A 13801-nucleotide genomic window follows, 5' to 3' on the forward strand; every position below is an offset into this window, starting at 1 on the left:
ATCCAGGCGAGATTGGCTTCAAAGAGACCTGGGAATGCCAGAAAATGCCAATCCGGCACTCGTCAATCTCTCCGCATCATCAGCAAATTTGACGTTCCCAACCACGCTGGTACGATGACCCCCGCTCGTCCCGAAACCGGATTTTATCTGGGATTACCATGGCGGACATTCTGCAATTGAATCGCTAGTCGTCTCAGATGCCCTCCATTTCATTCGCTCTGATAAGTCAATCGCTCCATGGTTCCTCAAACCATCCGCTCGCTTGCGTTCAGCCGATATCTGTTCGTTGTTATCTTCGGAACCTTTGCCTGCTCATCGGTCTCAGCACAGGTTTCATCGCCACCGTTGTTCAAAGTCCTTCTAAAGGACAACTCCAATCCCATTATCGGAACGCTCCTCGACCAAGACCCAAACAACGTGACGATCCGAGACATTTACACCAAGACGGATGTCAATTTCGAGCGGAGCAATGTCAAAGAGGTGGTCACACCATTTGCCTTTGATGATGCGGTGGAATCAATCGGGCTGGCAGAAATGCTGAGCTGGAAGGTCGCACAAATTGCGTCGCAAAGGAAACAACCAGGCCGGATCGCCAAGGTGTCGTCGCAGGTCATCTATGTCACGCTTGGTACCAACAGCGGCATTCGCAAAGACGCCAAGCTAGACGTCTTCCGCAATGAAGGCGAAATCAAAGATCCCGTGAGCGGCGAGGTGATTGCAGTCGAACGTCCTAAGATCGCAGAGATCCAGGTCGTCGAGACTCACGAAAAGTACTGCAAAGCGAAACTAGTCGGAAACCTAGAACCCGATCTGCAAGTCGGCGACGAGGTCGAACCCAATCTCGATCTGCGAATCGCGGTTTGCCCCATTCGTGACCAGAACGGAAACACGGCTGATGAGACACTTGTCATGGCCGAAGATCTCACGACCAGGCTGGTCAACCGAAGAGTCCCTGTCGTCGATCGCGAATCACTGGGATCAGTCTTGGATGAATTGCTCGCACAAAACTCCATTCTTTTCGATCCGAAAACCGCTCAAAAGCTTGGCGAATTGTCAGGAGCAACTCATGTTGTGGCGGGCAAAATCGTCGCCAATGGCCGCACGCGGGGCATCGTTTACGTCCGATTGATCGATGTACAAACCGGACGAATCGTCGTTGCAACTTCCACCTCAATCAGCCTGCCTCGTACGATGGCAGACACGGAACCCGGTCTTGCGTCGAGACGTCCGAGTCCAGCTCAGATGCCCCGAAACGGCAAGACCTTGGGTGAGTCACGGGCACTGCCATCATTTCTCACAACCCGATCTCGCTACCAAAAAGGCGAAGCGGGCGGCATTCGCATTCAGGGATACGATGAATTCACATATCGAAACCAGGGTGTCATCTTCACCAAAGACATCGGTTGTGTATCTCGAGATTTCACTTTCGAAACGGTTCTTCAATTCGGCCCCGAGGACATGGTGGCAAACATTGGGATTGGATACGGAGTCGCCGACCGCAGTTACAACGGATTGAAAGACTCTGTTTATTTGCGGCTGCATTCACCGTACATGCGAATTGAACCGGGCTTGGTCGAACTGAATCGCTTCAAGCTAGGAGAGGAGAACGTTGGAGAATTGGCCACCGCGGGTCCGCACCTGGTACGAATCACGAAACAAGGCAACACGGTCACATTCCAAGTGGACTCAGGCAACGACGGTCCAACCGACGATGACTTCGAGACCACCATCGCCGACATTGAAGAATTTGCACCATTCCTTCATTCGAAAAACTCCCCTCTGTTCTTTGCAGGTGCTGGAGAATACATCCGCGTTTCGCTTTCAAAGTGAACCACCAACAGATTGGTCACTGAGTCACCAATCATCGCCCTCTTAAACTCTGGTGTCCTACGCGACGCTGCCAGAGAGGGGGAAACAAGCGGAAAGGCAACAGGCCGCCTCAGCCGATTGCGTTCGCATGTTCCTTCGTTTTCCCGGACCCACCCCGTGAAGCGAATGGTTCCCCGCAATAGATCACGCCGTTAATATTTCGCGACGCCCGCCCAAACTCTTCCCCCGACTCGTGCGTCGGCAATGCATAGCCAACAGCCCCCCCCCACGGTCCAATTGATATCCCAATCTCTACGATCGTCTCTTCCAAATCAGCCTCTAATGCACCAGGCATTCCGCTTAGTCGATGATCGTCGGCAGCTATTCATTTGCCGAGCAACCGTGACGAACAATCCGCCCGCCGCGTAAACGAGCTTCTCACCGTCTTCATTCGCTTGCTGTTGTTTCAAATCGAATTGAACACTGCCTCAACTGACGATCCGTGCCGGCTGATTACTCATTAAGCCGCATCGCCCTCGCTATCGCTTGCAGACTATGATGGAACCAAGGCGATCGGTTGCTCGGACATGTGTGCGAAGTTTTTTTGGGATTGGGAGAATCGAGTGGCGACGCGAGTTTTTATCACAGGGATCTGTGGTTTCGTTGGGAACATGCTCGCCAAACTGGCCGCGGAACATAACCTGGATTGGGAAATCTCAGGGATCGACAACCTCGCTCGTCCAGGAAGCGACATCAATCGTCGCGATTTGATGTCGCGTGGTATCAACGTGGTGCACGGCGATTTACGAAACTCGTCCGACCTCGATTGCATTGGGGACATCGACTGGGTGATCGATGCGGCGGCCAAGCCCTCCGTCTTAGCTGGTGTTGATGGCCAAACAAGCAGTCGACAGCTTGTCGAGCACAATCTGATTGGCACACTCAACGTGCTGGAGCTTTGCAAACGCTCGCAGGCCGGTCTTGTTTTGCTAAGCAGCAGTCGTGTTTATTCGATCCATCCACTAGCGAAACTTTCGATCGAAATTCGAGACGGTGCGTACGTTCCCAAGCTACCGTTCCCCAAAGGTATGACCGAGGCTGGTATCAGCGAAAGCTTCTCGACCACTCCACCCGTATCACTTTATGGATCGACCAAGCGTGCCTCCGAACAGATCGCACTCGAATACGCGGCGACTTTTGGATTTCCTTGTTTGGTCAATCGCTGCGGCATTTTGGCGGGAGCTGGACAATTTGGACGGCCGGACCAAGGAATCATCGCGTTCTGGATCCACAGCCATCAGGCCCGTCGTTCGTTGCACTACACTGGTTTCGACGCGCTCGGGCATCAGGTTCGTGATTGCCTCCACCCACGCGACTTGCTGGCACTCATTACTCGTCAAATGCAATCGGAACTTCATGGGATGCCCTTGATTACTAACGTTTCCGGTGGGGTCGAATCAGCAGTCTCTTTGCAGCAACTCACCGCTTGGTGCGACAGGCGTTTTGGCATTCACCCCGTCTCATCTCAGCATACCAATCGGCCTTTCGACCTCCCTTGGGTGGTACTAGACAATAAGCTGGCGAAAGAGACTTGGGGATGGCGTCCGGAAACAGAGAAAGAGGAAATTTTCGCGGAGATCGCGGACTATGCGGAGCAAAACCCTGACTGGCTTGACATCTCATCATGACAGCCTGCAGCCATGCCTCACACTGCAACGAATCCATCTTCCTGTCCCTCAATCACGACCTCAGATAGATTCACCCGTGGAATCAATGCGAAACAAAGTGGTTTAACCCGGTGCCCGAAGAACAAAAAGAACAAGCGATCCCAGGCCCTGAGATGGAAAGTGCCTCTCCGGACAAAGGCGTAGACGAATTGAAGCTTCTTTCGGTTGTTATTCCTGCTCGAGACGAAGAAGGCTGCATTCGCTCCAGTGTCGAACACCTGCATTTGGAACTACGACTCAAAGAGGTACCTCACGAAATTGTCGTCGTCGATGACGGAAGCTCAGACAGAACTTGGGCAATTCTATCCGAAATGGCAAATACGCTCCCCGCTTTGAAGCCCGTGCAAAACGTTGGCGAACACGGCTTCGGACTTGCAATTCGGTATGGAATTGATCAGTCCGAAGGCGATGCCGTTGTCATCATGATGGCCGATGAATCCGATGATTGCCGTGACGTCGTCCGCTACTGGAACTTATTGAACGAAGGTTTCGATGCCGTCTTCGGAAGTCGATTCGTGAAAGGTGGGGGTGTTGTCGATTATCCCTGGCTGAAATTGTTCTTGAATCGAACAGCCAATCATTTGATCCGCTTCCTTTTTCGAATCAAGCTGAACGACACCACAAATGCCTTCAAAGCATATCGGCGGACAACGCTGGACGGATGCCGACCATTTCTTTCGCCTCATTTCAATCTGACTGTCGAATTACCACTGAAGGCCATCGCACGTGGCTATTCATGGACTGTCATTCCTATTACATGGCGGAATCGACGCACTGGACTGGCGAAACTTAAAGTCCGAGAGATGGGAAGTCGCTACTTCTTCATCGTTGCGTACGTTTGGCTCGAGAAATACTTCAGCCGTGGCGACTATGTGAAAGCAGAGAAGTCGTAGACGCGGGTCCTCGCCAACTCTTCTGCTTTCCGAAGAACGCCCCCGATGAAATACAAAACGGCCGCCGCGCTGCCTGCCTACGCTAGCATATGAACCAATCATGGCAGCATGATCGAGCTGAAATCCCCAGCCTCGAATCGGCTTCGCTGCGATGGAAAACGACACATTGGTTGACACGCAAAACCGGCGAGCCACAGGTGCGAGATTCTCGGCACACTGAAACGTTTGCCAATCAACCTTCTGGTGCCCTTCGCTTAGAGCGGGGCCGGTCCATCGAATCGACCAAACAAGAACTAAGCCCTCGCTTTTGACACCGCAACAAATGAAAAGGCCGCGTCTAGGCGGCGGTGCGGATATTGAAAGCAAATCGAATCAGCTGATTCGGCGGTGGCAATTCTTGCGGTACAGCGCCGGCTGGCAGTGCTATTCCGGGGCAACCACCCACCTTCACGCTCGCCGTTAAATTCAATCGAACGCACCCCAAAAGTGGTCTATCAGGTTACAATCCCGCCGCATCGCCGCGTCTTCACGCGATCTTAACAGTCCAATTCCGAAGATTTGGAACGGGAAACCCTTGGATTCTTCCACGCTGATCAAGATGATTTTCGAACTGGCCGGCGGCCTAGGCATTTTTCTGTTGGGCATGAAGCACATGTCCGACGGAATGCAGGCCGTCGCTGGGAACAGCCTTCGTCGTTTGGTCGGCGCGGTCACGAACCATCGGGTTTTCGCCACGACCGTCGGCATTATCGTGACTTGTATCGTTCAATCCAGCTCGATCACAACGGTGATGGTTGTCGGATTCGTCAACAGTGGCGTGATGAGTTTGTCACAGGCGGTCGGCGTGATCATGGGAGCCAATATTGGCACGACGATCACCGGCTGGATTCTGGTTTTGAAGATCGGCAAATACGGGTTGCCGCTGCTGGGTTTTGCGGCATTCATGTACCTGTTCACCCGCAACGATCGCTGGCGTTACTGGGCGATGTTTGTGATGGGCATCGGCATGGTGTTCTTTGGGCTTGAAGTGATGAAGGACGCTTGTTCAATCATCAAAGAGATGCCTGACTTCGAAGCTTGGTTCGCACGTTTCCAAGCCGACACGTACGTGGGTGTTCTGAAATGCGCTCTCGTCGGCTGCGTCCTCACGACGTTGGTCCAGTCCTCTTCCGCGACGCTCGGCATCACAATCTCGCTAGCGACCCAGGGCGTGATCTCGTACCCGACCGCCGCTGCTTTGATCTTGGGTGAAAACCTCGGAACAACGATCACAGCTTTTCTAGCGTCGCTAGGAACCACTACGAATGCAAAACGTGCCGCATACTTTCACGTGATCTTCAATCTGATTGGCGTGTTCTGGATCACGTTGATCTTCCAGTGGTACATCCAACTGATTCAAGGCATCGTCGGTGTCGACGTAACTGAATCAGTCCTGGTCGATGGGAACGAAACCTATCCCAATACGGTCGCAGCCATCGCGGCGACACACAGCGTTTTCAACGTGTGCAACACACTGTTGTTCATGCCATTCTTGACGCCGATGGTGCGTTTCCTGGAACGGATCATTCCGTCGCTGTCTTACAAAGAAAAACCGCGTCTAACGGATCTAGACATCCGTATCTTGGAAACGCCACTTCTCGCGATCGAGCAATCCCGCAAAGAGATCCTCAAGATGGGCGACGGTTGCCTAAAAATGCTCGACTGGCATTTGGAACTGATGCAAGCCGACGAACCCAACAAGCAACTCGGCGACCGACTACGACAACGCGAACGAGTGTTGGATTCGGTCCAAGACGAAGTCGCTGCGTTCATCACCAACTTGCTCTCTGGGAACGTCTCGCACGCGACGGCGGAAGAGGGACGCCGGCAATTGCGACTGGCCGATGAATACGAATCCATCAGTGACTACATCGTCAACTTAGACAAGTTTGACCGAAAGCTAAGACGCGACGGATTTCGTTTCACCGAGTCTCAGCGAGCGGACTTGGAAACACTCAATCGCCACGTGAAAACCTACACCCATGATATTCACGAGGCTTTATCAGCTTCCAACCCCAACATCTTGACCAGCACCGATGCCAGCGGCAAACGCATCCGAGATCAGGTGAAGGCTCTACGTCGGAAACATTTGGAAGAACTTTCCGCTGGCACGATCCCGCCCGTGGTCAGCGTCGCATTCATGGCCGCCCTGAATGCATACATTCGTGTTCGAGACCACGCCAGAAATATCGCCGAGACAATCGCTCTCGAAAAGTGATCTTGGTCAGACGCACTTCAGAACAGCGGATGCTGCCACTCACCCCCATCAGCCGAAACGCACTGGCGTCCGGTTCATCGTCGCTGTCCGCCGACCACAGAAGCAAGACGACGCTCGACGAACAGGAGATGTTGTCGAACGCTACCTCGTCTCGGATCCAGCGCGACACCTCGTACCACCGAGCTTGGCGGGGAAGACCTGGTGGCCACAGAATCTCGAACGAAACCCACCATCACATGAACGGTTGCACCACTGGTTGCACCTGATTCAGGCAACCGTGGTAAATCAGGGTCCATTCCTGACCATTCTGCTGGGAATGCCGACGACGGGAAATTCCGTCCGCGCATGAAAAAACCCCGTGAATCACGGGGTTCTTTGGATGCGGCCGAGAGGACTCGAACCTCCACGGGATTAACTCCCACTAGGCCCTCAACCTAGCGCGTCTGCCAGTTCCGCCACGGCCGCGAGCTGTGTTGGTCTTTGCTGGACGGGAAAGTTTGGCACAAATCTGTCTGGCGTCAACGCCCAGTCATGCTGGAATCATCGAGTCGCTTGACCGGGCTGGACGGCTGCGACGAATTGGCGGATTTTCTCGGCGTTTTTGCGACCTTTGGGCTGCTCGACCCCGCTGGCGACATCAACGCCGGTCGCCCCGCTGACCTGAATCGCTTCTCGTACGTTTTCGGGATTGAGACCTCCGGCCAACACCCATCCTGCCGCCGAATCACCTCGACGATCCGCCCACGCTCGTATGCTCGGCCAATCCAAAGGCTGACCGCCTCCTCCAAACGAGGCTCCCGCGTCCGCGTCGAGCAAGTACGAGACATCCACCTCATTCCACTTGCCGATGACATCATCAATCTGTCCCAGCTTGAGTTTCCCGCGGGGCAACCGAATCGCTCGCAAGATACTTTGGCCAGCTCGCACCAGATCTTCGGCCAACGACACAGGTTCATCACCATGCAACTGGATCCAATCGAGCTGCAACGAACCAGCCACCCGCTGGATGAACTCCAAGTCATGGTTGACGAACAATCCAACTCGCGTCAGCCCCACTTCTCGAGCGACTTCGTTGATTCGGATGGTTTCCTCCGCATCGGGGTTGAGCGAACGGACGCTGGGTTCGTAGAAGTTCAATCCCACCGCGTCGGCTCCGGCATCGGCAACGGATCGCACATCCTGCACGCTTCGCATGCCGCAGATTTTGATCGCAAACGGCGACCGAAATGGCTGCGTGGTGGGGGGATCGCTGGGGCCGACGGGAGGCAAGGTTGTCACAATTGTCTCAAGTTTCCTGGATCACCGAAGTGGAACTGACCGATCATCAAGATGGACGGTCTCGAGATCTTCGGGCACGTTCAAACCGCCGATCCCTCGCATTTTCAGTGGCATCGTTTCGTGTCTGGCAAGTTCGCTGCATTGAGAATCCTAACACGCAACCCGCACGTCGGCATCGCGGTCACTTCGATCGCCAGTTTCACATTGGTGATGGCAATCTGGCCGCCGAGGCCAACCCAGCATCGGGTTTCTTATCCGCAGGCGGTTCGCAACGAAACGTCGGCGGCTGATCTCAATGCTACCGAATGGTCGCACCGAATTGTGACCAGCGATAATGTGGATGGGTTTCGCAATCGTCTGCTGGACGCTCAACAACCCAAAGCATCAGCCAATGTGGGATGGGTGCGTTGGCGAAGCGAAGTGGCAGCCTTTTACGCGAAAGCCGAACAGAACCGAGTCGCTTTGAAAGAGAGCGATCGGGAATCACCACTTCGGTTGGCCAGCCACTCGATGCCCGATTCGTCGGCTGAGCAGTCTTTAGAAAAGTCCACCGCGGCGTCCAAGTGGATCGCGTTTTGGCAGAGCGAAACGGCACGCACCAACGAATGGTTGGCCGGATACGAGCGGGCCAACGCGGATCGCATCGCGATGTTTGCGAACTCCATCGAGGTGAGCGCGCTGCCAATGTCGTGGCCGATTCGCGCCTGGACCTGGGCGATCGGCGTGGCTCTCATGGTCGCCATCACGGGCTGGACCTGGATCGAGACCTGCCCTGCCCGTCGGTTGGAACTGGCGTCGCTGGGCATCAGCGAACAGAAAGAAGAAGCGTCGCGGGCCCAAGACGAGGGCGAGAATTGGACGGAGATGGCGTTTCGAGCCGAATGGGTCGCGGTGACCCAACCCGTGGGAGTCTGGTTGCGGCGAACGACTGCCGTATGCCTGGTCATCGCGGCGAGCCTTCTGGTTGCCGTCCGCGTGCTTGGCATTGTTTAGCAGGCAGCGGACTTGCCGGAGCAGCGCCGAAGCGGCTTGATCCGGCCTACTTGGACAAATGCACAGACGTCATTTGACAGGAAGTTGGCAACGCAAGCGAGCTTGCCAGACCAGCTCCCACACCAGACCGCTTGCCCGAAAACGCCCTCTGAGGGAACCTGTTTGCAACGCGGAGTGGTCGCTTTTTCATTGCTAGTGCCCTGCCCCGCTCTGCCCTGCCCTTCCCCGCATCGCTAAGACGACATGGTCCGCTACAACCCCAACGAAATCGAACCTCGCTGGCAAGCCTACTGGGACGAACACCACACTTTCGCCACGCCCGAAAAAGTCGGCAAAAAGAAGCGCTACGTGCTGGACATGTTCCCCTACCCCAGTGGTGACGGATTGCACGTCGGGCACCCAGAAGGCTACACGGCGACCGACATCGTTTCGCGATTCGCACGGGCTCGCGGGGAATCGGTTTTGCACCCGATGGGATTCGACGCGTTTGGATTGCCTGCCGAAGAGCATGCGATCAAGACGGGCGAGCACCCTCGCGTTCAAACTCAACGCAACATCGACAACTTCACTCGCCAATTGAAGATGCTCGGTTTCAGCTACGACTGGGACCGAGTCTTGGCGACCACCGACGAAGAGTACTTCCGCTGGACGCAGTGGATCTTCGGCGTGCTGTACGACACCTGGTTCGACCACGACCAACAAAAAGGCCGGCCGATCTCGGAGTTGCCGATCCCTGCCGAAGTCACCGCGGAAGGCGAGTTGGAAATCGAGCAGTATCGCGATTCAAAGCGATTGGCTTACCTCGATGACGCCTTGGTGAACTGGTGCCCAAAACTCGGCACGGTGTTGGCTAACGAAGAAGTGGTCGATGGCAAAAGTGAAGTCGGTGGGCACCCGGTCAAACGGATTCCCCTGCGGCAATGGATGTTGCGGATCACAGATTACGCCGAACGTTTGCTGGACGGTTTGGACGATCTCGATTGGCCAACCGGCATCAAGAAATTGCAGTCCGATTGGATTGGCCGCAGCACCGGTGGCGAAGTCGACTTCTACTTGCAACGCGGTGCCGCCGGCGACGACACCGGTCCGTTTGTTGCATTCAAGCGAGCTCGCGAAAGTGAAGGCTTTCCAACCGATCCCGGCAAGGATTGCTTGCGTGTTTACACGACACGTCCCGACACACTGTTCGGAGCGACCTACATGGTGGTCGCGCCCGAACATCCGTTGATCGATGTGTTGGTCAAACCCGAACAGAAAGACGAAGTCGACGCCTATCGCGAAAAGGCTTCGTTCAAAAGCGACCGTGAACGAACCGATGGCGATCGAGCCAAAACGGGCGTCTTCACGGGCTCGTACGCAATCAACCCTGCCGACGGACGCAGCATCCCGATTTGGGTCGCGGACTATGTGTTGGCAGGTTATGGAACCGGCGCGATCATGGCCGTCCCCGCTCACGACGAACGCGATTTTGAATTCGCCGTGGCGTTTGATTTGCCTGTCATCCCGGTCGTCGATCCTCCCGCGGACCACAAGCAACGCGAAGAGATTTTGGCTGGCAAAGCTTGCTTCGCTGCGGAAGGCGTTGCGATCAACAGCGGTGAATACGATGGCAAAACAACCGCGGAAGTCAAAGCCGCTTTGACCGCTGAATTGGCCAAACAAGGCTTGGCCTGCGAAGCCGTCAATTACAAGCTGCGGGATTGGTTGTTCAGCCGCCAGCGTTTCTGGGGCGAACCGTTTCCCGTCTTGCACGAAATTGACTCCGAAGGCAACGCGACCGGTGTGCGTCGCTTGGTCCCCGACGATCAATTGCCGGTGACGTTGCCGGAACTCGCGGACTTCAAACCTCACGGACGCCCCGAACCACCGCTCGCGAAAGCCGACGACGATTGGTTGATCGTGGAGCTCGACGGCAAACGCTACCGCCGCGAAACCAACACGATGCCGCAGTGGGCCGGTTCGTGCTGGTACTACTTGCGATACATCGATCCCAAGAACAGCGACGCATTGATCGATCCGCAAAAGGAAAAGGATTGGATGCCGGTCGACTTGTACGTCGGTGGTGCCGAGCACGCTGTGTTGCACTTGCTGTACTCACGGTTCTGGCACAAAGTCCTGTTCGATCGCGGCCATGTGACTTGCCCCGAACCGTTTGGCAAACTCGTCAATCAAGGCATGATTCTGGGAGAGGTTGAATTCACCAGCTTCGTGGATCCGTCCGGCAAACATGTCTCCACGAAAGACGTCAAGAAAGACGCTGAGGGCAACCGCGTTCACAAGGCCACCGGCGAACAAGTCGAGATCGTTTCGTTGACGGAAGAACAAGTCGTCAAGAAAGGCGAAGGTTTTGTCTTGGCATCGGACGCCTCGATCAAGGTCGACAGTCGCGCTTTTAAGATGAGTAAGAGCCGCGGCAACGTGGTCAACCCGGACTCAGTCGTTCGCGACTATGGCGCGGACTCATTGCGTTTGTACGAGATGTTCATGGGCCCCCTGGAGGCGACCAAGCCCTGGGCGATGAACGGCGTCGGAGGCGTTCGCAGTTTCCTCGATCGCGTCTGGCGGATGATCATCGACGAGCCCGAGGACGAGCTGAAGGTTTCCGACGCGGTGGTGGACACGGCCTGCGATGAAGAACAACTTCGCGTGCTGCACCAAACGATTCGCAAGGTCACCGAAGACAACGAAGCGATGAGTTTCAACACCGCGATTGCGAAGATGATGGAATTCACCAACCACTTCACACGCTGCGAAACGCGACCGCGTGAAGCGATGGAATCGTTCTTAATCTTGCTGGCTCCCTACGCACCTCACATGTGCGAAGAACTGTGGAAGCATCTCGGTCACAACGAATCGATTTCGCTACAGCCTTGGCCGAAGTGGGACGAAGCCGCATTGGTCCAGTCCAGCATCGAGATTCCGGTTCAGATCAACGGGAAGGTGAAGGCGAAGATCTCGTTGTCACCCGATGCGAAACCGAACGAGATGGGCGAAGCAGCGCTCGCAGATCCTGCGGTTCAAAACGCGATCGGCGACAAGAAGGTTGTCAAAACGATCGCCGTCCCCGGCCGCATGGTGAACCTGGTCGTCAAGTGACTTCCTGTCGCACGGCGGTCTCCACCGTGAATGGGAATCAGCTCTCGGTGGGGGACCACCGAGCGACAGGTTGATGGCCGCATTCTGGCGAACCTGCTCGGCAAATAACCTCCTGTAGCACGGCGGTCTCCGCCGTGAATGAGAATCAGCTCTCGGTGGGGGACCACCGAGCTACAGGTTGATGGCCGAATTTTGGCGAATTCGGCAATATCGTTTCTGAGGCGAACAACTTAACCGGCCACGGCTTCAGCGACTGATGGTCGTCGCGTTCGTTCGGACACCTTCGCATACAAACGACGCAAAGCCTTTGTGATCGGTTGCTCGATCCGGTTGGTAATTACCAACGCCAATGCGAACGAGAACACGATCACAATCGCCAAACATGCCAACGGTGGCAGGCCGGCTTGATCGAACGTGTTCAACAACACGCAGCCCAGGTTGTTGTGACACAAATACAACGCGTACGAGATCGCACTGATAGTCACGAAAGGCTTCAATCGCAGGACGGGAATCTTTCCGTACGCGGCCATCGTGACCAGACCAATGATCAGCGCCGTCGCGGCTGGGTTGTGCTTGCCGTGATCAATGCTGTGGAAGACACCCGCGGCAACCACGATGCCGAGCAAGTTCTTCCACTTTGGACCGACTCCGGTCTTGATCATGTAGAGCAAGAACCCGATCGCGAACAATGGAACGAAATCGAGTACCAGCAAATGTCTGACCGCAGACAGTGCGGCGAACAATGATGTGTGTCCATAGCTGGCCTGTGCCGCATCCAATGCCGGGCACAATACCAAGGACGCGGCCAACAACGATCCCCAACCAACGAAGTAGCGATGCAAGTAGCCTTTGCAGAACAGCGTCACCAAGACGAAGTAGAACATCATCTCGACTTGCAAGGTCCACATCACCGGATCGATGCATTCGTATCCAAAGACACGTGGCATCAACGTCAAATTAGCCAGGAACTGCTGCGTCGAAACGGGCTGGCCGTTCAGCGGAGCGAACGTCACGATCCAAAGGTTCGCGAAGATCACCATCAGGAACAGTGGCACAATTCGAATCAATCGAGCAGCCACGAAATCAACAGGCTTGCCACGACGCATCAGCGACATGCTGTTGACGAAACCGCTGAGGATAAAGAAGAGCTCGACTCCGTAGGCACCATAAGGCCACTCCCCGCCCAGCGGACTGGAGAAGCCAAACTTGACCGCATAGACGTGCGTGAAGTGAAACAGCACCAAGTTGATGGCTGCCATCGCTCGCAATGCGTCCAGCTCTAAAATCCGGCGATGCGGCTTCAGGGTGGACGGCGTTTCGACGGCGTCAGCCTCGCTCGTGTCTTGATCAGAATCTGCCGGCGAGAAACCAGCGAGAGACACATCACGGCCTTTGCGAACCGCACGTGCCAACTGGCGAACCTCTAAAGAGGACCGGACGGCGGGCAGTATCGGTGCAGACGGTTCTTCCCAGGTTTCCTGAACGGGCGGATTGTCCCATGCATGCTCAGGCGGAAAATGACCTGAAAAAGGGCCATTCGCCGAGTCGGAATCCGATGGGGATGGGGCAGATTGCATCGTTTAAAAATGGACCGGGAACGAAGAGGATCTCTGTGTCCGCTCAAGGATGGGTCAGCCCCTCCCTCTGCACCATCAATTTTTACTCGTCTGGTCAAACTCCGATCCTCTGCGTGGAAGACTGCATGGATCAGTCCGAAGTCAACGATGACGCCAATCGGATCAATTTTG

General features: G+C 55.3%; 8 protein-coding genes and 1 tRNA gene. 6 read left to right on the top strand and 3 right to left on the bottom strand.

All coding sequences use genetic code 11. From position 1 onward, the window contains the following. The first annotated feature begins 237 nt into the window (after positions 1 to 237). From RB_RS18220 to RB_RS18235, 4 genes are all read left to right on the top strand, one after another. A complete protein-coding gene (locus tag RB_RS18220; protein ID WP_011122063.1) occupies positions 238 to 1830 on the top strand; it encodes a FlgO family outer membrane protein in 1593 nt (530 codons plus the stop codon). A gap of 650 nt (positions 1831 to 2480) precedes the next feature. After that, entirely contained in the window at positions 2481 to 3497 is a 1017-nt protein-coding gene (locus tag RB_RS18225) for an NAD-dependent epimerase/dehydratase family protein (protein ID WP_231845765.1), read from the top strand. Between the two features lie 110 nt (positions 3498 to 3607). Further along, on the top strand, positions 3608 to 4429 hold the full coding sequence (locus RB_RS18230; protein WP_011122067.1) for a glycosyltransferase family 2 protein: 822 nt from the start codon (positions 3608 to 3610) through the stop codon (positions 4427 to 4429). A gap of 574 nt (positions 4430 to 5003) precedes the next feature. Continuing rightward, complete coding sequence (locus RB_RS18235) at positions 5004 to 6686, top strand: Na/Pi cotransporter family protein (RefSeq protein ID WP_007329982.1); 1683 nt, start codon at positions 5004 to 5006, stop codon at positions 6684 to 6686. A 380-nt stretch (positions 6687 to 7066) separates the two neighbouring features. Here the strand turns inward: RB_RS18235 and RB_RS18240 are convergent. Then, positions 7067 to 7151, bottom strand: a tRNA-Leu gene (locus RB_RS18240). A gap of 75 nt (positions 7152 to 7226) precedes the next feature. Further along, complete coding sequence (locus RB_RS18245) at positions 7227 to 7880, bottom strand: phosphoribosylanthranilate isomerase (RefSeq protein WP_164922933.1); 654 nt, start codon at positions 7878 to 7880, stop codon at positions 7227 to 7229. A 135-nt stretch (positions 7881 to 8015) separates the two neighbouring features. Between RB_RS18245 and RB_RS18250 the strand changes: the two genes are divergently transcribed. Continuing rightward, positions 8016 to 8957 (top strand): hypothetical protein, encoded by a 942-nt coding sequence (locus tag RB_RS18250; RefSeq protein ID WP_011122071.1) that lies wholly within the window; start codon positions 8016 to 8018, stop codon positions 8955 to 8957. 243 nt (positions 8958 to 9200) lie between these two features. After that, positions 9201 to 12053 carry a leucine--tRNA ligase gene (gene leuS, locus RB_RS18255; protein ID WP_011122073.1) on the top strand — a complete coding sequence of 951 codons (2853 nt, stop codon included), beginning with the start codon at positions 9201 to 9203 and terminating at the stop codon, positions 12051 to 12053. A gap of 230 nt (positions 12054 to 12283) precedes the next feature. Here the strand turns inward: leuS and RB_RS18260 are convergent, their stop codons facing one another. Then, positions 12284 to 13465, bottom strand: a complete 1182-nt coding sequence (locus RB_RS18260) for an acyltransferase family protein (RefSeq protein ID WP_011122074.1) — start codon at positions 13463 to 13465, stop codon at positions 12284 to 12286. Positions 13466 to 13801 lie beyond the last annotated feature (336 nt).

It is taken from the genome of Rhodopirellula baltica SH 1 (assembly GCF_000196115.1).
In the GTDB taxonomy this organism is placed as follows: Bacteria; Planctomycetota; Planctomycetia; order Pirellulales; family Pirellulaceae; genus Rhodopirellula; species Rhodopirellula baltica.

Coding starts and splice junctions, on each gene's coding strand:
- leuS (WP_011122073.1), top strand. CDS start 9,201: ATGGTCCGCTACAACCCCAACGAAATCGAACCTCGCTGGCAAGCCTAC.
- RB_RS18245 (WP_164922933.1), bottom strand. CDS start 7,880: ATGCGAAGCGTGCAGGATGTGCGATCCGTTGCCGATGCCGGAGCCGAC.
- RB_RS18225 (WP_231845765.1), top strand. CDS start 2,481: ATGCTCGCCAAACTGGCCGCGGAACATAACCTGGATTGGGAAATCTCA.
- RB_RS18220 (WP_011122063.1), top strand. CDS start 238: ATGGTTCCTCAAACCATCCGCTCGCTTGCGTTCAGCCGATATCTGTTC.
- RB_RS18250 (WP_011122071.1), top strand. CDS start 8,016: ATGGACGGTCTCGAGATCTTCGGGCACGTTCAAACCGCCGATCCCTCG.